Annotated in this window: 12 protein-coding genes; 5 read left to right on the top strand and 7 right to left on the bottom strand. The window is 42.5% G+C overall.

Annotation, left to right across the window (positions count from 1 at the left end):
* Window positions 1–221: 221 nt before the first annotated feature.
* The 6 genes from VME0621_RS18040 to VME0621_RS18015 all read right to left on the bottom strand — a co-directional run bounded on the left by VME0621_RS18040 (window position 222) and on the right by VME0621_RS18015 (window position 9,185).
* Window positions 222–830 carry an FKBP-type peptidyl-prolyl cis-trans isomerase gene (locus VME0621_RS18040; RefSeq protein WP_006072399.1) on the bottom strand — a complete coding sequence of 203 codons (609 nt, stop codon included), beginning with the start codon at window positions 828–830 and terminating at the stop codon, window positions 222–224.
* 139 nt (window positions 831–969) lie between these two features.
* Window positions 970–2,766, bottom strand: a complete 1,797-nt coding sequence (phaC, locus tag VME0621_RS18035) for a class I poly(R)-hydroxyalkanoic acid synthase (protein WP_062460628.1) — start codon at window positions 2,764–2,766, stop codon at window positions 970–972.
* Between the two features lie 79 nt (window positions 2,767–2,845).
* Window positions 2,846–3,193: a phasin family protein gene (locus VME0621_RS18030; RefSeq protein WP_006072396.1), complete on the bottom strand. Its 348-nt coding sequence runs from the start codon at window positions 3,191–3,193 to the stop codon at window positions 2,846–2,848.
* A gap of 101 nt (window positions 3,194–3,294) precedes the next feature.
* Window positions 3,295–4,506 carry an acetyl-CoA C-acetyltransferase gene (locus VME0621_RS18025; RefSeq protein ID WP_006072393.1) on the bottom strand — a complete coding sequence of 404 codons (1,212 nt, stop codon included), beginning with the start codon at window positions 4,504–4,506 and terminating at the stop codon, window positions 3,295–3,297.
* A 15-nt stretch (window positions 4,507–4,521) separates the two neighbouring features.
* Window positions 4,522–5,262: an SDR family oxidoreductase gene (locus tag VME0621_RS18020; protein ID WP_006072390.1), complete on the bottom strand. Its 741-nt coding sequence runs from the start codon at window positions 5,260–5,262 to the stop codon at window positions 4,522–4,524.
* Between the two features lie 707 nt (window positions 5,263–5,969).
* Complete coding sequence (locus VME0621_RS18015; protein ID WP_062463654.1) at window positions 5,970–9,185, bottom strand: S41 family peptidase; 3,216 nt, start codon at window positions 9,183–9,185, stop codon at window positions 5,970–5,972.
* A 406-nt stretch (window positions 9,186–9,591) separates the two neighbouring features.
* Between VME0621_RS18015 and VME0621_RS18010 the strand changes: the two genes are divergently transcribed.
* Window positions 9,592–12,012 (top strand): hybrid sensor histidine kinase/response regulator, encoded by a 2,421-nt coding sequence (locus VME0621_RS18010; protein ID WP_062463657.1) that lies wholly within the window; start codon window positions 9,592–9,594, stop codon window positions 12,010–12,012.
* A gap of 17 nt (window positions 12,013–12,029) precedes the next feature.
* On the top strand, window positions 12,030–12,392 hold the full coding sequence (locus VME0621_RS18005; RefSeq protein WP_062463660.1) for a DUF805 domain-containing protein: 363 nt from the start codon (window positions 12,030–12,032) through the stop codon (window positions 12,390–12,392).
* A gap of 52 nt (window positions 12,393–12,444) precedes the next feature.
* Here the strand turns inward: VME0621_RS18005 and VME0621_RS18000 are convergent, their stop codons facing one another.
* The gene (locus VME0621_RS18000; RefSeq protein WP_172427902.1) at window positions 12,445–14,265 is read right to left on the bottom strand and encodes a PhoX family protein; all 1,821 of its coding nucleotides are present in this window, start codon (window positions 14,263–14,265) and stop codon (window positions 12,445–12,447) included.
* 410 nt (window positions 14,266–14,675) lie between these two features.
* Here VME0621_RS18000 and VME0621_RS17995 point away from each other — a divergent pair, with 410 nt between their 5' ends.
* The 3 genes from VME0621_RS17995 to VME0621_RS17985 are packed head-to-tail and all read left to right on the top strand — an operon-like array spanning window position 14,676 to window position 19,645.
* Window positions 14,676–16,298, top strand: coding sequence for an ABC transporter transmembrane domain-containing protein (locus VME0621_RS17995; protein WP_062463666.1), 1,623 nt, complete (start codon window positions 14,676–14,678; stop codon window positions 16,296–16,298).
* On the top strand, window positions 16,291–18,357 hold the full coding sequence (locus VME0621_RS17990; protein ID WP_062463669.1) for an ABC transporter transmembrane domain-containing protein: 2,067 nt from the start codon (window positions 16,291–16,293) through the stop codon (window positions 18,355–18,357). The genes VME0621_RS17995 and VME0621_RS17990 overlap by 8 nt, the downstream gene beginning before the upstream one ends.
* A complete protein-coding gene (locus tag VME0621_RS17985) occupies window positions 18,350–19,645 on the top strand; it encodes an HlyD family type I secretion periplasmic adaptor subunit (protein ID WP_062463672.1) in 1,296 nt (431 codons plus the stop codon). Before VME0621_RS17990 ends, VME0621_RS17985 begins: the two co-directional genes overlap by 8 nt.
* Window position 19,646: the final 1 nt, after the last annotated feature.

The following is a 19,646-nucleotide window of genomic DNA, read 5'->3' as shown; positions in this document are numbered from 1 at the left end:
GTTACGAATAGCACTCCAGCAAAAACCTTAACGCTACATTTGACCAACAAAACAGCATGCAATATAACACCTTTCTCCATAAGTGATATTATGTTCTTTTAAAGTTCAGATAAGAAATATTAATACCTAAAAGGCACCTCAATATACCATCTTAATGAAATAAAAATACCTAGCACATAGTTCTGTATATTTTTACAATGAAAGACAAATAATCTATATCATCAAATAGACACAAGACTCAATTCGAAAACGACAGCAGTTTCTTCTGGAATCCTAGGATGTTCATCTTCTTTGTAAGCTAAGTGCGCTGGGACATATAAACGCCACGTAGAACCTAGCTTCATCTGTTTTAGTACGACTAACCAAGAGACAGGAGCCTGATTTAAAGAAATCGTTAGCGGCTCAGGCAGATGTACAGAGCTATCAACTTGACGTCCGTTTAGAAGCCAAGTCTTATGTCTGACCTTACACTGAGTTCCTGACGAAACACTAGCGAGCTCATTCCCCTCTTTTAGTATTTCATACTGAATACCTGAGCTATGGGTTGTTACTTCACGGCGCTGACCATTCTTTTTGAAAAAAGCTTGTTCAAATTCTGTTTGTTGCTGCTTTAGCTGTTTCTCTGTTTCTTTGCGCTGATCTTCCATCTGTTGCTTCAATTGCTCATTTTCAGAGGGGTCAAATGGCCATTCTTTTTGCATGAATGTGTCCATGATGGCTTCTTGGACAATTTTGATATTCATTTTTGGAAATGATTTTTTGGCGAGTTCCAACGCGATTTCTCGACCGTATATATAGCTTACTTTTTGTTCTAACGTCTCTATTTCCATCTCAACCTCTCAACAACTAACTCTTGGTCTAATGTTAAGACTTCTTATACAGAAAAAAAGTATGTTACGGATAAAAAGGCTTGATACTGGAAGAAGAAAAGGACCAAGAGGTCCTTTTGCATTGATGATTATGTCAACTTTAGGTCGGTTCATTATCTGGCAGGGAATCGACAACTGGCAAAGTTTGCAACACGTATTGACCAGGAGCATTACCTACTACAGGATATTCTTCATTTCCTGTTGAAAACGGTTCAACTTGCTCTTCCGCGCTAAACTGTTTGAGCCACTCGTTCCAGTGTAGCCACCACGACCCCTTATGGTGTTCTGCATTCCCTACCCACTCTTCTGCGGATTCTTCTAGAGTAGAATTAGTCCAGAAACCATATTTCTCTTTTGCGGGATGATTAACGATACCTGCAATATGCCCTGATTCGCCCAATACGAAAGTTTTGTTCCCACCCATTTTCAACGCACCGCGATAAGTTCCTTGCCAAAGTGCAATATGATCCTCTTTGGTGGAAATAAAGTAACTTGGGATTCGTATCTTATCTAAGTCTATCCACACGCCGCCGATTTTCACACCTTTATCCTGAATCAGCTTGTTTTCAAGGTATAGCTGTCTTAATAGAAAATTATGTGTAGCTGCAGTTACATTAGTGCTATCACTATTCCAGTACAACAAGTCGAAATCTACGGGACTGTTACCCTTAAGGTAATTATCGACATAGTAGTTCCAGTAAAGACTATTTTCTCGAAGCAAGCTAAATGTCACACTGAGTGAGCGACCATCCATATAACCTATGGCGTTATTTTGTAGTTCAATAGCTCTGATGATGGTGTCGTTTATATAAGCTCCTACTTCGCCTGGCTGGCTATAATCAAGCAACGTGGTGAAAAACGACGCTGAGACAATCCGTTTCTTCATACGTTTGGCGGCATAGTACGCCACAGTGGAAGCGAGGACAGTGCCACCAATACAATATCCGGCAGCATTGATCTGATCTTTACCGGTGATCGACTCAATGGCAGAAACTGCTTTGACAACACCATTAGTCACGTAGTCGCCAAACTCCACCTTAGCTTGAGAAGCGCCAGGATTTCGCCACGACATCATAAATACACTGTGGCCCTGCTCCAGCAGCCATTTAACCATCGAGTTTTTCTCACGAAGATCAAGAATGTAGTATTTGTTGATGAAAGGCGGAACGATAAGCAATGGTGTAGAGTTCACCACTTCTGTTACTGGACGATATTGAATCAGCTCAAATAGCTCATTCTGATAGACAACATCTCCAGCCGTATTAGCGACATGTTCACCTATTTGGAATGCCTCAGTATTCGTCATGCGAATTTTCAGCACATCAGCACTTGCTTCAATGTCCTCTTGGAACTGCTGAAGTCCAGCAAGCAAGTTTTCTCCATTTTGCTCAACAGTTAGTTTAAGTAGCTCAGGATTGGTGGCGATGAAATTCGTTGGTGAGAGTGCATTCAACGTTTGTCGGGAGAAAAACGTCAATCGCTCTTTGATTTTCTCATCGACACCTTCCACCGAGTTGATGGTCTCTAAATAAGTCTTACTGAAAAGAACATAGGACTGCTTGATGAAGTTATAAAACGCTTCTTCTTTCCATGCATCATCTTCAAATCGACGGTCGCCTTTTTCTACAGAAACGACCTCTTCTTTACTTGATTGCAGTGCTACTCGCTGCCAAATCTCTAGTTGTTGAGTCCACCATTTAGTTTGCATGTCCAACATAGCAGCGGGTTGCTGTGAGGCCTTATCCATAAAAGCTGCAGTATCTTCTGCGTTGAGTTCCTGCATTGCTTTAGTTAGAGGGCTATTAACGGCTGCCTTGCCTTGCTCGAAGTCTTTCCACCATTGCTGGTTGCTCTCCTGCAGTTTCACAAGGTAGTCCGAAAAGAAGTTTTGAAACATAGTTAAAACCCTTTTCTTGGAAAACAAAAAAGGCTGCGGGAACGAGTGCCCCCGCAACCCTAATAAAAAAACTGAATCATTAAGCTGGCGTGTTAGCTTTTACTGTTTCAGTTGTTAGAGCTTCAATATCTTCTTTGAATTCTTTCGCAACTTGTTGGAGCTTATTACTGTCATCCATCATTTGTTGAGATAGGCGAGACAGTGTATTAAGTTGTTGGCTATTAAAAACAGCAAATGATGACACGTCTTTAATTTCGGAGGCCGCTTTCATTTGGCTTAAACCAAGCTCACTGTACGAACGCATGGCATTAAGTTGCAGTTCAGTTAGAGTCTCTACATTTTTCGTCATCAATTTGTTGAATTTTGCATATGGTTCAAACGTTTTTTCTGACTGTTCATTGAAAACTTTAAAGATATCCGTGTACATGATTATTTCTCCTAGGAAATATATTCCAATTTTATATAACTATCCCATTAATATTTGGGAATCCGACAACACTGTAATGAGCTATTAACAATTACGTTTTTTTAAGACTTGCAGTTTTTCAAAAGTACTGCTGTTCCCATACCACCACCCACACATAAAGATGCAACGCCGATATTCTTTTGTTCGCGTAACATTTCATGAATAAGAGTGACAATAATTCTATTACCAGACGCTCCTAATGGATGTCCTAGGGCAATAGCACCACCATTTGGATTAGCTTTTTGTAAAATAGACTCCGCAGACACACCATGCTGCGATGCTAAGTTGCGTATAACCCCTAACGCTTGGGCCGCAAACGCTTCGTTAAGCTCAAACACATCCACGTTTTCTATGGTTAAGTCAGCTTTACTAAGCACTTTAGTCACCGCTTGAACTGGGCCAAGTCCCATTACTTGCGGGTCAATACCAGTTTGAGCACAGTTAACGACTTCACATAATGGTGTCAACCCTAAGCGTTCAACCGCCGACTCGGAAGCCACAACCAAAGCGCTAGCACCATCATTAATGCCCGACGCATTACCCGCCGTCACTGTACCTTCTCTATCAAATGCAGGCCTTAACTTAGATAAGCCTTGCATGGTCGCGTCTAGTTTGGGGTATTCATCGGTCGAAAATTCGACGCTTTGACGTCGAATTTTCACCTCAACGGGTTGAATTTCATCTATAAACTTCCCTGCTTCAATGGCTGCGGCCGCTTTTTGTTGACTTTGTAGGGCATACGCATCTTGATCGTCACGAGAAATATCGACTTCCTTAGCGATGTTTTCAGCGGTCACGCCCATGTGGTAAGCATTAAAGACATCGGTGAGTCCATCTGAAACGAGAAGATCCTTTGCAGTGATATCCCCCATTTTATGGCCTGAACGTGCCGACGCTGGCATAGCAAACGGGATCTGCGACATAATCTCAACACCAGCAGCGACAACAACTTCTGCCTCGCCTGATTTGATATGTGATGCGGCGTCCATGAGCGTTTTCATTCCGCTACCACATACCATGTTTAGCGTATAAGCTGGAACTTCCGCTGGAATACCTGCATAGATAGAAGCTTGTCGTCCTACCCCCATGCCTTGATTTGCACTCACAACGTTACCGACAATCACTTCATCTATGTCGTTAACAGTTATACCGCAGGCATCGACCGCACCAGCAATTACTTCCGATGCAAGTTTTCCAGCAGTAACGTTCTGTAAGCTGCCACCAAAACTACCGATTGCTGAACGCTTTGCTGCAACAATAAAAACTTTTTCCATTATCTGTTCCCTTGATTACGCCATGTATAGGCCGCCATTGATGGCAACCGTTTCACCTGTGATGTAAGCGGCCTCTTCACTTGCCAAAAATGCTACCGTGGCGGCAACTTCTTCTGGTTTTGCTAGGCGTTTCAGTGGAATGGTGCTTTTAATGGAATCGAGAACGTCTTCACGCATGGCCTCAACCATAGGCGTGCCTGTATAACCAGGTGCAACAACATTTGCTGTAACTCCAGATCTAGCACCTTCTGAAGCAAGCGCTTTGGTAAAGCCAATCATTCCAGCTTTTGCTGCAGCGTAATTCGCTTGGCCAAACTGCCCTTTTTGACCATTTACCGATGAGATATTGATGACACGGCCATTACCTTTTTCACACATAGCCGCGAAAAGAGGTTGCGTCACGTTATAAACACTATTCAGATTAGTGTTGATGACATCAAACCACGCTTCAGCCTTCATTTTCTTAAACTGGCCATCCCTCGTAATACCGGCATTGTTTACGACCAGATCAAATGTCCCTTCTTCTTGCTGAAGTTGATTTAGCTTTTCGTTACACTCCTCAGTATTCGTAACATCCAGTTCAAACAGCCTTACTTGGTCTTCTGTGAAACCCTTGCTGTCGAACCATTCCTTAGCGCATGAATAGTTACCTGTGTTATAGGTAGCAATCAGACGATATCCTTTATCGACAATTGCAGATGATATTGCGGAACCAATTCCGCCTTTTGAACCGGTGATTATTGCGAGCTTCTTCATTAATGACTCCATTCCTAGCAACTAGCATTTAGCTATTGATGTAAACAAACTAAATTCTGACGTCCTAACTTGCGCATTTATTATGATGACTGACTTTATTATTGATATTACTGAGCTTTTGTTACGCTTTGACTTATGGATATTAAATTAATGAAATCTTAATATTTAACCACCCTTTAATCGTTGCACGGAGTATTACTTAGATACTGATCACAATCATGAAATCACTAAATTACATTTTATTCCCCTTTTTTCCTGAAGCAAAACCCAGAACCAAATCCTCACCAAGCCTTTAAATAACAACAACTTTAATTTTATAGTAGTATTAATAAAGACTAGCCATGCACCAAAATAATGATTGGTATCTATCAATAACATTTAATTACAATTGATAATTTCCATCACATTATTCTTAGATTGAATAATATAGATCACTGAAAGATATGAGATATTTATTTAGAGCTAAAGCTTAAATATCATCAAATGTAAATGGTCTGATGTAGATATATATAGCCAAAGCACCATACTGATGCAATACACATTATTTTGGTGCTTTTCATTAAGACGTGATCTTTTTCACAAACTCTCACAGCGCTTTAACATTAATACCTTGCACAATAACATGTTTACCTTCTTCCATAGAAAAGGCCCCTGAACTTAAAGTCCAAGGGCCTTCAAAGCTAAACACTTATATGTAGCTGCCTATCTTAGTTCAGCTTTGCCAGTAACTCCTTAACAGCAACGCTTAGTTGGCGGTCTCTGTCAGAAGCGACGTCGTCAGGTGAGTTATAAACCAAGATATTAGGCTTCACCTCATTGTTCTCGAACCACTTACCCTGATCATTTTTGAAGCCAAGTTGCGGTACACCATATTCCAATAATGTTTCTTGCTGGTTTTCCCAAAGCACGTAGGTTCCCGTTCCTGGTACACGTTCACCCACTAGTTTTCCAATTCCCTCTTTCTGATAAAAGTAAGGTACAACTGAACCATCTGAGTAACTCGATGCATTCGCTAACATTATGCTAGGTTTTGCCCAACGGCGAAGTGGAAATGAGCCTGCTGAATAGCCATCTCTCGATACCGCGGAACTGTGTCTCACACCAGATAATAGATTCATTATTTGATCATGTAGGTTCCCTCCGACATTGTATCGGACATCAATAACAACTGCTTCTTTATCTCGATATCGACCGAACAATTTGTTGACTAGCTGACGGTATGAATCGTTACCCATCTCAGGAATATGGATATAGCCCAGACGCCCATTTGATAACTTATTGGTAAGTACTTCACGCTCCGTTACCCAACGTTTATACGAGAGTTTCGCTTCGTCAGATAACGAGACAGGCTTAACGGCTACGGATATCGTTTTCTTATTCCCAGGAGTAAGAACAGACAGTCGAGTTACTTTACCTTCTAGGTTATTAAGCAATGGATAAATATCCTTGCCAGGTTGAACATCTACCCCGTTCACCGAGTAAATAATGCTACCTGATTTAATCGGGTTATTCGGTAGATCTGCTGGCCCTCCTAGTAGAACGCTACGAACTCTTGCACCTTTCCCTTGATATTTATCATCGTAAATAATGCCAAGTGATGCTGGCGACTCCCAACTACCAGGATGCATCCTATACGTAGAACCAGTGTGTGAGGCGTTCAACTCACCAGCCAACTCACTTAACAACTGAGCAAAGTCATTATAATTATGTATGCTTGATAAATGTTTTGCATACGCCTCTCTATACCAATCCCAGTCAACTCCATGTAAGTTCTTGTCGTAGAATTTTGTCTTGGTCAAGCGCCATACATGGTCAAATATATACTGTGTTTCTTTCGCAAAGTCATATTCTGCATCCAAGCTAAAATGAACGTCCTCACTATCGCCATTAGCTAAATCGATTTTCTCTAGTTGTCCATGACCAATGAGCATCAACATCGTTCTGTCAGGCGTTACCGTCATGGCTTGGATGTCATCCTCGGAGCGTGTGAACATCACTTCATGATCCCCTGTTAAAAGATTCAGGTGCACAAATTCGATATCATCGCCGCGTTGATTGGCAACAACCATTTCAGTGTTGTCGGGAGAAAGGTAACTCGCCAAAACTGACATAGAATAAGGCGTTAAGCGGTGGATTCTATCTTGAAGGTCGTTGACATCAATCAGAGTTTTATTGTTTGGAGCAGAAGCATGTTCTTCTTGCTCAGCTAACCACGCTTGGTCTTGAGATAGACCCAAGTTTGCTTCTGTTTTTTTATTTAGAGTGACCGCATATACGTCACCATTTACGGTACTGCCATCCAGTTCTGTCAGTCCGTCTTTGTCTGAAGTCCAGTAAACAACCTGACCATCATCAGAGAACTTTGGTGCAAATTGAACAAATCCGCTGTAGCTCAATGTGATGGGTTTGTTCTCGCCTTTGCTATCAAGTAGAACAATATTATTAGCACTTAACGTACTACCATCACGAGATACAATATACTGATCATCTGGCGACCACTGATAGCGCCAATCTGAGTCCTCGTAGGAATACATAGATTGACTATTAAGAAGTGTCGTTATGGCGCCATCTTCAATAGTCATTACTTTTAACGTATTTCTTGATTCTCTGTATGCGATGCGTGTGTCATCATGAGACAACACAGGTTGGGTCTCATCTACCGGCGTATCCGTGAGTTGCTGTTCTGTTATCTGACTTGCCGTAAGAAAGCTCTTATCGTGATCGCCTATATGACTCGCAAATAAATCCCAATTCCCTGCTCGCTCAGAGCCATAAAGTAATGTCATTCCATCACTCGCGAACGAAATGTCTCTTTCTGCTTGTGGGGTATTCGTCAATCGACGAGCCTCTCCGGTCAACGTAGAGATGACAAATACCTCCCCTCGAGCTACGACGGCGACTTCCGGAGCTGTTGGTGATACCGCTAGTTCAGTAATCTCATAAGCCAAATTCACGTTGCTAGTACTGCTATCACTGCGCGCTTTACGTATTTTGATGTCAACTTCATGAGCTGCCTTATCGCCTTTCCTCTTAAGCCAAATACCACCGTCAAACCCGTAAGCTAAATCACCTTGGGTGCTAATCGACAAAAACCTAACGGGTAACTTTTGATGATGAGTTACGGCAACAGCATCACCTTCAGGCTCAGTCAAAGATTGCTTCCAGATGTTAAAACTGCCTGAACGTTCAGATAAGAAATACATGGACTGGTCATCCTCAGACCAAACTGCATTGCGATCTTCACCTCTAAACGTTGTTAATTGTGTGTGTTTGTGACTTTTAGCATCATATTTCCAGATATCTCTTGCTGCATCTGATTGAGCTCCTTTGCGCCACTGTTGTTCGGTATAAGAAGGCAAATCAGTATACAAAGCCTGACTACCATCATGAGAGACCGAATAACTGCTCACTGAATTTTCTAACAAAACCTGCTCTCGACCACCCTTTGCAGGAACTGCGTAAAGTCTGTATGAACGACCAAAGAATCCGTTATTTAATTCACTATCACCATTACCAATCCTAAAAGATTGAAATAAGACTTGGCTACCATCGGCACTAAAGGAATATGGGATATCCTCGCTACCGTGGAAAGTTAACCGTCGAGATTTATGAGTGTTCATGTTCAAAACAAACACATCTCCCCGACCATACTGGTTAGATTGGTATGCTAACGACTGTCCGTCAGGAGACCATACAGGATTTGAGCTATAAACCGTCTCACTTGTAAGCGGAACCGCATCGCCACCCTTTGCGTTAGCTACCCAGACTTGGCCACTGTAAGTAAATGCAATCTGATCACCGTTCGGAGAAATAGCAATGTCTCGATACCATGATGAGCCCTCTGATGTTTGTGCAATAAGCAAAGAGGCGTGGCTAGCAGAGAAAAGGATAAAGCCCACTCGGGCTAAATGTGAAAATTTCATGGATTCCCTTAAGTGTTGCGTTTTTACCCATCATGCCACAGATTTGGGCGGGAAATTTTCATCACGAAATCATTGTAAATACAGACAAGTATTCGCCATTTTATCAAGCAATCACTCACCAACAAAATATACAGGATAATCCTCTATATATTTTATTTCATACAAAATTAAAACACTGCCAGATAATATATCCAATCATCTTTGCACTAATGAAATCTTATTCCTCAACCTTATACCGTTGCTTCATACATACACAAAAATACAAGTTGCTACAAAGCATTGACTCTGTTCTACCAAAATTAAGCGTGTGAGAACTAACTCTATCCTTTTTTGTTTCATTTTTGTTACGCTGGTTTTGAGTTACACTACGCTTTGCAAAAACGTCGTACCATAAGGACATGGATTGATGAGCAACACCAACACCTCTCCCACTCAGGCTATTCGAAAGACCCTCATTTTGGGTGCGTTTGCCATTCTTAGTTTCTTAGCCTTATTTTTCTATACACAACATTCTGTTGATAGCACCAAAAACCAATTGATTTCGCTTCAAAAGAGCATTCTTACCGCATCAAACAACATGCTAATGATGCGTCGTCACGAAAAAGATTTTGTTGATAGAGTCGACCAAATCTATCTACAGAAAATGGAAACGGATTATCAAAACATTCTAGAGGAATTAGGTTCGATAAATGCAACCATTATAAATTCTGGACTTAACACAGATTACGATGGTCAGTTGGCCCTATCACATGTCGATGACTATGTTCAACGCTTCTACTTATTGGCTGATATCGTGTTACTTATTCATGGTTCAGAAGGTGAACCCGGCCTTATTGATAATTTAAAGCAGAAGGCACTCGCATTTGAATATGCCTTGATTCAAGCCAATTCGACACCACTTGATTATATTGCTCTAACAACCAAAGATTTGATGTATCAGTTCTTCGCCGAGTTTGACCCTACTGTTCTACCAAGAATTGAACGAACCCTCGTTCAAATGCAATCAGAGATAAGCGCTCAGAACTCCTCATACGAACTCCTATATAGATTTCAGCAGTTCCGACTTGCTTTTTATGCGCTGCAAAGCGCGTACGAGAATTTTGGTTACTCCTATCAAGAAGGACAACTTGGTGAACTTAGAACCACCATTCATAAGCTGGAAGGCAAACTGAATACCCTGTTTAATGTCTTACCAAAACAGATAAACAGCGAAATCGGTAAACATCAAAATCATCAATCTCTTGCTACAATTTCGCTTATCACTGCCATTGTTCTCATCCTACTTTATGTTGTTAGACAAACCTCTACCCTAGAGAAAAAACTGATTGATGCTCGAGAACAAGAGAAACAAGCGAATCGAGCTAAGAGCGCATTTCTGGCAAATATGTCTCATGAGATTCGTACGCCACTTAACGGTATTTTAGGTATGACTGAGATCCTCGGAGATTCCAAGCTTAGTGCCATCCAAAAAGATTACCTGACGACCATCAATGCATCGTCCCAGACCTTACTCATGCTGATTAACGATATACTCGATCTTTCAAAAATCGAATCCGGGCATTTAGAGATTTGTCCTCACACGACAGCAATAAAAGAGACTATCTTTGATACTGCGGCACTAATCGCACCCAAAGCACAGCAGAAACAACTCGATATTCTCATCGATATCGATCCAGATATCCCTGACTATGTGAAAGCCGACGAACAAAAAGTTCGCCAAACATTAATGAATTTAGCTTCCAATGCGATTAAGTTTACTGAAACAGGCAGCATCGAATTCTCTCTAAAGTTGAGAGCTCAGACAGAAGACAGTGTCACCATTGGCTTTTCCATCCAGGACACAGGGATAGGCATTGATGAGAAAAATCAGAAGCACATTTTTGAAGAGTTTAAACAGGAAGATGCCGATACCTCGAAAGACTATGGCGGCACCGGTTTAGGCTTGGCTATTTGCGCAAAGATGGTGGAAATGATGGGTGGCAACATTCATCTTGAATCAATTAAAGGAAAAGGCTGTCACTTTTACTTTGACCTCAAATTCAGCCGCGACAGCCATAGTGTCAGTGATGAACCGTCACTATGTGTTCAATACTTCACAGACTCTCCAAATACACTGTTGCTTTCGGAACTTGAGCGTTACGGGGTGAAATTCGCGCACTCCGCTGTCTCAGACATCAACACGTTGGAACTCACCACTGATACGATCATTATTCTTGATAGCAACGCCAACTTCTCCTCAGTTCAATCACAATTCGAAGAGCATAATATTGTCCTATTGCGCGACAACAAAGAAGCTGCTGATGCCAATAACTTAAAGGTTTCTGCGTTTTTAACATCGCCACTATTTGGTAACAGATTGATCAACAGCCTGCGCAACCTTAAGAAGACCGAAACTCCTTCAGAATTGACTGGCGACAATGATACTAATTCAAAACCAAAGAGAACCTTTAGAATTCTGGTTGTTGAAGATAATAAAGTAAACCAACAAATCGTTGGTTTAAATTTGAAGAAGCTATCCATCAGCTTTGTTATCGCTAATAACGGCCAAGAAGCGATTGAGATTTATCAACGTGACTATTCGAGTATTGGACTTATACTTATGGATTGTATGATGCCTGTGCTTGATGGTTTTGAAGCAACTAAAGCGATTCGCGAGTTCGAAGCTAAGAAAGCTCTTAAGCAAACTCATATTATTGCGCTAACGGCCTCAGTGCTCGATGACGATATTCAAAAATGCTATCAAAGCGGCATGGATGACTATTTACCAAAACCTTTTAAGCGCGAAGTGTTGATGGAGAAACTAGACTCTAAGTTCCAAGCATCCTGATAAACCAAAGAGTGTTTATGCTGAATAACTACATCGATGTCTTAAAGAACAACTATGCGAACTTCAATGGACGAGCGACACGGAGGCAGTACTGGAGTTACGTTTTAGTCAGCTTTGTCATTGCCTTACTGTTCAACATCATCGATAGAATTGTTGGTGCCGGTAATGAGCAATTCGGGCTATTTGGTACGTTTTATTCTTTAGCCGTACTAGTACCGACCTTGGCAGTGGGGTGCCGACGACTGCATGATACAGGTCGGAGTGGTTGGTGGTTATTCCTCTACTTGATTCCCTTGTTAGGTGCTCTAATTTTAGTCATCTTTTTCATTTTCAAGAGTGATCATGACAATGAATACGGAGCGGCTCCTTCTTCTCTCTAGTGAATAGTAAAAGAGACTCGCATAGAGTCTCTTTTAGTTTTTGAGGTCCTTATTAGGCCCCGATGATGCCGCCATCTGTGCGCGTAATCATCATTACAGATGAACGTGGTATCGACTTACCACCTTCAGGGAAATGTGATGGAGCAAGATCTTCGCCTGGGTGCTGCACACCAACAAACATTGTCTTATAGTCTGGAGAGAAGGTTAACCCAGTAATCTCACAGGCTATTGGCCCGGTCAGGAAACGGCGGATTTCACCCGTTTGTGGGTCACTACAAAGCATTTGGTTGTTGCCCATACCTGCAAAGTCCCCCTTGTTTGAGTATTTACCATCGGTTTGAATCCATAACCTACCAGCGCGGTCAAAACCAATTCCATCAGGGCTATTGAACATGTTGTCCTTATTGATGTTGTCACTGCCAGCCATCAAACCAGCTTCGTGTACTTCGGGATTGCCCGCAAGTACATAAATATCCCAGTTAAACGTTCCTGCAGAGTGATCACCTTTCGTCGGCCTCCAACGAACAATGTGACCATATGGATTCTTTTCTCTTGGGTTTACCGTGTTCAGTGGCTGCGACTCTTTAACACCACGATGTTTATTGTTGGTCAAAGTACAAAATACCGACTGATTGTCCGGATGTACGGCTACCCATTCAGGGCGGTCCATTGTCGTCGCACCAACTTGTGTAGCGGCCTCTCGAGCGAAGATCATCACTGAAGCCGCATCAGGGAAGCCGTTTTCAGGAGTTAGGCCATTCTTGCCCCATGTTAGCTCCAACCACTCACCAGTACCGTTCAATTCACCTTCTGTACCTGTGAATTTAGCGACGTATAATGTTCCTTCTTCAAGGAGATCACGATTAGAATCTGCACCTGCTACGTATTTGTTCTTGGATATGAACTTATATAAATGCTCACCACGTTCATCATCACCTAAATACACCACAACATGGCCATCATCATTGATCGTCAACGCCGCATTTTCGTGTTTGAAGCGGCCAAGAGCACTACGCTTTTTTGGGGTTGCATTAGGATTCATCGGATCAACTTCAACAACCCAACCATGACGATGCGGTTCGTTAGGGTCTTTAGCCATATCAAAACGCGTATCATACTTATACCAGTCATACCCTCTGTCTTTATTACCCAGACCATAACGCTTATAGCGGTCGCCTAATTCACTCCCCGAAGTATTAGCGAAATAGCCATTAAAGTTCTCTTCGCAAGTTAGGTAAGTCCCCCACGGCGTTTGCCCATTAGCGCAGTTATTAAACGTACCGAGTATCTTCTTACCCGACTTATCAGCATTGGTTTTAAGCAGTTCATGACCGGCAGCAATACCCGTCATTTCCATTTCTGTGTACGCCGTGATTCGACGGTTTAGGCGGCCATCTACATTCACTTGCCACTTGCCATTGTTCTTTTCTAACTCAACAACCGACACCCCGTGTGCTGCCTGTGCTTTTCTAGCATCATCTGCTGAAATATTATTACCTTGATGTTCATAAAGGTACTCGTTGTTGGTGTACTCGTTATTCACAACAAGAACAGCTCTGTCGTTGGAAATTAAGAAAAACGTCATACCGTCATTGTTGTCACCAAATTGAAGTTCCTGCGCCTGCGCATTATTCGATTGGCTAAACTCTGGTGCACCTTTTTTGATAGCGTCACCCCAAGAGATCAATACATCTGCCTGATAACCTTGTGGTACTTCAACCGTATCGGTTGTTGAAATAGGAATAGCATCAAAGCCAATTAACTGCGATTTGCTTGGCATAGTGTTAGCAACAGCCTGACCAATAGGACTCGCAGCAAAAAAGCCAGCCGTTCCAGCTGCCCCCGTTGCTTTTAGAAAACGACGACGCGACATAGCAGCTTCAACAAATCGATTGAATTCTGGTTCTTGGTCGAGCGCTCTTTGATCTGGAGTTCGAATAAAATGCTTCACTTTGACTTCCTTTCTATTAAAGAAAAGGCCATTAAATTGGCCGTTATAACTATTGTGGCCGCTATGATGCATTCAAATTATGACACCTCAGTTACAAATAATTAACACTTATATTATTAGAACTTTCCTAATGGATAGTTTCGTATCTATATAACTTAACCTCCCTACGCAAACACTGTTATGAACTAGATATTGCTTTCAAGCACGCTATTCCTAGCAATAGCTGTCAAACACTAAACCTCGATATATTGTGAATTTTTCCTTTCTTACTATTTGAAATATCGCTGCTTTTGTCCGAGTCTTAAAACATATGGATAAGAAATGAGCTAGGTATGGACACAACATTCTCCTCAGGTACTCAGGGCATTAAAAAAGTGCTGCTACCATCAGTGCTTATTAATATTCTCTCTCTTGCCGTTCCTTTAACGGTACTACAGATTTATGACCGCATTATCCCAAACCAAAGTTACGGCACGGCAACGTTGTTACTAGCTGGCGCTACAATAGCGGTTTTACTTGACGCCTTGCTTCGATACATCCGCTCTAGGGTGCTGGCTGCAGAATCTTCTATGCTTGAACAGCAACGTTACGCTGAAACAGTCAGAGCGCTGGCAACATCCCCCATCAAAGAGATTAAGCAGCTAAAAGTGGGAGGCGTTCAGAACGGGTTAGAAGCTATCGCAAAAATCAAAGACCTCTATTCAGGAGGTCTCCTATCTGGGCTGATAGATATTCCTTTTGCGCTGCTGTTCCTATCTTTAGTGTACTACGTTGGCGGCAGCTTGGTAGCGGTACCTATTGTCGTTTGGGCTATTACATTCAGCTTCGTCTGGCTATCAGGTAGAAGAGCAAAACAACGAAGCTTAGCGCATGCTATTACCGAGGATGCAAGAGCGGGGTTTGTACTCAATCTCAACCGTAACATTCTTGGTATCAAACGTCAGGCAAATGAATATAAGACGTATGCAGCTTATAAGGGTATTAATCAGGAACATCGACTTACTCATTCAGAAGACGAACGAAAGAACGCCTTCGCTCAAGAATGCATCTATCTAGCCTCCTTGGGAACCTCCGTTATTTTAGTCATAGCCGGTGCCTCCCATGTTCTTTCTGGAGAACTAACAACTGGTGGGCTTGCTGCTTGTTCCATCTTGGCTGGCCGAGCGGTAGCGCCACTTAGCGCACTGACTAGTTTGAATATTCGTTATGCTAATATGCAAACCGCCATACAAAGCGTAAATGCGTTATTAAAACTCTCACCTCAAGACCAGAGCATAAGCGCTGCTTTACCATCTTTTTCATCACTACATATGAACAATCTAGCAATAAAGCGCTTCTCAAAAACCTATGTAATTAATGCCAGTATTTCTTCAGGCTCAATCTGTCAAATCACCTGTCCCGATAAGGAAGCAGCTAGCCACTTTCTCACTACAATAGGAGGGGCTAATCAGGAGCATGCCGGTCAGTTCTTGTTAGATACCGACACAACTTCTGCTTTGTCGCGCCAATATTCGAGCTCTTACATAGGGTCTCGTTCTTCAATTCTTCAAGGCTCTATTTTAGACAACTTATGTGGGTATAAACCCGAGCTTTCTGAACGCGCCTTAGCATACAGCAAGTCATTAGGCTTATATGACGTGCTAACTCAGCTACCGGATGGTTTCGAAACCAAACTGGGGGATCTTCCGACTATACCGTTAAGCCACAGCAGTATCCGCTTAATCAACATTTGTTTTCAGCTCGCTCGCCCTACCTCCATTATTTGTATTGATTTACCTGAATTGGACTTAGACATAGATACTTGGCCTAAGTTAGCAGAAATCATCCAAACAGAAGCGAACAACGGCCGAACCATATTTCTAGTCAGTTTTAATCACACTTTTACCTCTATATGTGACAACACGATCTTATTGCAGCTAGATGCGAGCTTTGAGAAAGGAGAGAACAATGAATAATATTGAAACAGCCTCATTGTTGTCACTCAGAGCACTTGAAGTGAACAGCAACGTCGATGTGTTCGCTCATCAATGGGTAGAAGAAAATGGCCTCGATAACTTAGAAGACTATTTGAGTATGCTTGACCGACTCAATGTGCCTTATCGAATCGTCAATGCACAGCAACAGCTTCATATTAAATCCTATAAAGTGGCAGTTTTGGTCACCGACCAACAACTGATAATCGCTCAACCCAAGGACCAAGTCTTATTCGAAGTAACCAATGACACCCCTTTTTCATCACAAGATTTAAAACAATTCAGCATCGCGATCTTACTAGAGGGCTCACCTCCTGATAAACCCGACCCCAACTGGATGGGCACAAGGTTGGACGCTTACAAAGCGGTGGTCCCAAAAGTTGCGTTAGCGAGTTTGTTTTCTAACTTATTCGCACTGGCGATTCCTCTCATCACAATGTCTATCTACGATCATGTCATTGGTGGTGATGCAGCCCACGAACTACAGGGAATTGCAATAGGTGCAGGCATTCTGTTTTTCATGCTTTGGTTGCTTAGAGTGCTACGAAGCCAGACGTTAACCACTGTCGCCAATCGAATAAGTCGCGAAATTTCCGATGCGCTCATTAAAAAGCTACTGACCGGAAGTTATAACGTTTGTAAGGCAACCCCTCAACAAAGCCAAGTTAATCAATTGAGTTTTGCGGACAGAGTCGCTGGCGTTCTCGCTGGTCCTTTAGGAAATGCTCTATTTGATATCCCATTTGTCCTGCTTTTCATCATAGCGATCGCTGTATTGGGTGGGTGGCTAGTCATCGTTCCTATTGTCGCCCTCGGTCTGTATTACGTGGTCGCTCGCAGTAGTATCAAAAATTCAGCTTTAAAAGCCAATCAATCCACCATTGCAGGAACCAACCGCCAAATGCTCATAGCCGAGCTATCTACCCACCTCGGTTTTATGCGTAGTGGCCAACTACTAGAAGGTTGGTTGTCTCGATTCGATAAAGCAAACCACTTAGCCGCTCAGAATGGCTTCAAACAGACAGTACACCAAGCGAAATACACATCGATTTACTACGCCATAGGCGTGACCTCGACGCTCGCTGTCGTTGGTTTGGGCATCGATTTGATTTTTAACCAAGTGATGTCGGCTGGTGGACTGATCGCAACCATGATGTTGATTTCCCGAGTAACAGGGCCGGCCCAAACCCTCGCTAACAGCGCTTTTAGGCTTCAGCAGCTTAAGCAAACACAAATGACGATCAATCGAACGCTCACTCTAAATTCGGAAGAAGCATATCGATATCAACATCATACTTTGCCAAGTTCACCGCCACGGATTGAACTCGACCAAATTACTCTCCGCTATGCTAAACAGGCTAAACCGGCTCTTAGTGGGGTAAGTGCAGTCATAGAGCCAGGAGAAATCATAGCTATTACAGGGCCCTCTAACAGTGGTAAAACAAGCCTTATCGACACTATCGCAAGTTTCCAACCAGTGCAAAACGGTGTCGTTAATATCAATGGTATTAACTTAAGCCAATACGCGCCATTGCTCTATCGCCATTGGATGTTCTACAAAGCTGCTCATCCTCAAGTGCTCCTGACTAACATCCGTGAATGGTTCTCAGATAAACAAGAGATACAAGATGCAGAAATTATCCATGCTATTGAGCAAGCAGGTGGTAAAGATTGGCTTAACTCATTACCAGCTGGACTTGATACCAAACTCACCGAATTCTGGCCTGCCAGTATGTACGATTTATTGTCACGTTATGAAGCTAGAATGTTGATTGCTGCAAAAGCCCTCGCCATTCATTACCCTCTCTATTTGCTCGATAACCCTCTTCATGACTTGTCACCTAAGTCTGTTGAACTGTTTAAGACCTTCCTTAATAAAAAAAGAGGTCACTCTACAATTCTATTCAGTTCACAAGATCCCGAGTTAATTAAGCTAGCAGACAAAGTTATCGTCTTAAACCAAGGCGCTGTCGCCTACTTTGGAGCCCTGAACGAAGAGAACAATAGTGACAGCACAATGGAGGTCGCTGCCAATGAATAAATCTCAGTATGCTGAAGCAATCGAATCACAACAGACCAAGAAGCTATTGTCTGTAATCACTTATTCAATCGCCTTGTGTGTGATTGCATTTGGTACTTGGTCAGCTGTAACTCAAGTTGATGAAATTGCCAAGGCAAAAGGCACGGTCGTCCCAGAAGGTGAGCGTCAGATCATTCAAAGTGATATTGGTGGCAAATTGAAAACCATTTCTGTCGCAGAAGGCGATATGGTCGAAGAGGGTCAAGTGTTGGTTGAGTTTGATGCGACCTTCCAAACAACAGCCTTGGAGGAATTGAAAGCTCAACAAGCTTCTCTCAATTTAACGATAGAAAGATTATCTTCACTTATTGACGAGCGCGAGCCTGATTTTGATTTATACCAAAGCCAATATCCAGAACTCGTTGCACAGCAGAGAGCTCAGCGCAGCGCGCAAGTTGCTCTTTACTATCAAAAGCGGATAGTGCTAGAAAAAGAAGCGGAGCAAATCGCAGAACAATTACGTAGTACAGAAAAAGCCATTCCAGCTTACGAACGACAGTTAAGCGCGTCAAAACAAGAGCTCAGCATACTTCAAAAAGGACAAAAAAGCGGTAATATTTCAAGACTTCGTGTTCTTGAAATGCAGCAAAAAGTAGCCTCTATTGAACAGCAAATTGAAGAAGCGAGGGGTAAAAAAGCTCTGCTAATCAAACAGGCAGATTCTAATGATGAAAAGATCTCCCAGTTGCTCGCGGAAGCCAAAGTAGAGGTAGCCGATCAGCGCTCCAAAGCTGCCTCTGAACTCTCGGCACTAGAAGCTCGTGTTCGCTCTGGAGAAGCGAAACTGACTAATACTGTTTTGACGTCACCACTACAAGGCTTAGTTCAAAGTATACCGAGTACAAAAGTAGGTGCTGTAATTCAGCCAGGGGGAACCGTGGTCGAAATTGTTCCAATAGGAGGCACCGCCGACTTTAAGGCTCAGCTATCCCCAAGAGATATAGGTTTCGTTAATGAGGGACAAAGCGCGAGAGTCAAAATCGACGCCTACGACTACAGTCGATTCGGAGCTCTTAAAGGTATCGTAGAGTCCATCTCCCCTACCACCAGCAAGGATGAGAAAGGCAATATCTTCTACGAAGTCACCATTGCCGTTGAGAAGCCCTACTTTAGAGATGATCCAGAGAAGTTCGCGTTGTTACCCGGTATGACCGGAGAAGTAGACATCACTACTGGCGAAAAAACAGTGTTCCAATATCTGTGGAAGCCGATATTTACAAATATCAGTCGCGCCTTTGGTGAGCGATAAC

The organism is Vibrio mediterranei (assembly GCF_900088415.1).
In the GTDB taxonomy this organism is placed as follows: Bacteria; Pseudomonadota; Gammaproteobacteria; order Enterobacterales; family Vibrionaceae; genus Vibrio; species Vibrio mediterranei.
Note: the sequence above shows the minus strand (reverse complement) of the source record. Positions and strands in the feature narration are given on the sequence as shown.

Excerpts from the sequence above, each read along its gene's own strand:
- VME0621_RS18040 (WP_006072399.1), bottom strand. The coding sequence starts at position 830 with ATGGAAATAGAGACGTTAGAACAAAAAGTAAGCTATATATACGGTCGA.
- phaC (WP_062460628.1), bottom strand. The coding sequence starts at position 2,766 with ATGTTTCAAAACTTCTTTTCGGACTACCTTGTGAAACTGCAGGAGAGC.
- VME0621_RS18030 (WP_006072396.1), bottom strand. The coding sequence starts at position 3,193 with ATGTACACGGATATCTTTAAAGTTTTCAATGAACAGTCAGAAAAAACG.
- VME0621_RS18025 (WP_006072393.1), bottom strand. The coding sequence starts at position 4,506 with ATGGAAAAAGTTTTTATTGTTGCAGCAAAGCGTTCAGCAATCGGTAGT.
- VME0621_RS18020 (WP_006072390.1), bottom strand. The coding sequence starts at position 5,262 with ATGAAGAAGCTCGCAATAATCACCGGTTCAAAAGGCGGAATTGGTTCC.
- VME0621_RS18015 (WP_062463654.1), bottom strand. The coding sequence starts at position 9,185 with ATGAAATTTTCACATTTAGCCCGAGTGGGCTTTATCCTTTTCTCTGCT.
- VME0621_RS18010 (WP_062463657.1), top strand. The coding sequence starts at position 9,592 with ATGAGCAACACCAACACCTCTCCCACTCAGGCTATTCGAAAGACCCTC.
- VME0621_RS18005 (WP_062463660.1), top strand. The coding sequence starts at position 12,030 with ATGCTGAATAACTACATCGATGTCTTAAAGAACAACTATGCGAACTTC.
- VME0621_RS18000 (WP_172427902.1), bottom strand. The coding sequence starts at position 14,265 with ATGTCGCGTCGTCGTTTTCTAAAAGCAACGGGGGCAGCTGGAACGGCT.
- VME0621_RS17995 (WP_062463666.1), top strand. The coding sequence starts at position 14,676 with ATGGACACAACATTCTCCTCAGGTACTCAGGGCATTAAAAAAGTGCTG.
- VME0621_RS17990 (WP_062463669.1), top strand. The coding sequence starts at position 16,291 with ATGAATAATATTGAAACAGCCTCATTGTTGTCACTCAGAGCACTTGAA.
- VME0621_RS17985 (WP_062463672.1), top strand. The coding sequence starts at position 18,350 with ATGAATAAATCTCAGTATGCTGAAGCAATCGAATCACAACAGACCAAG.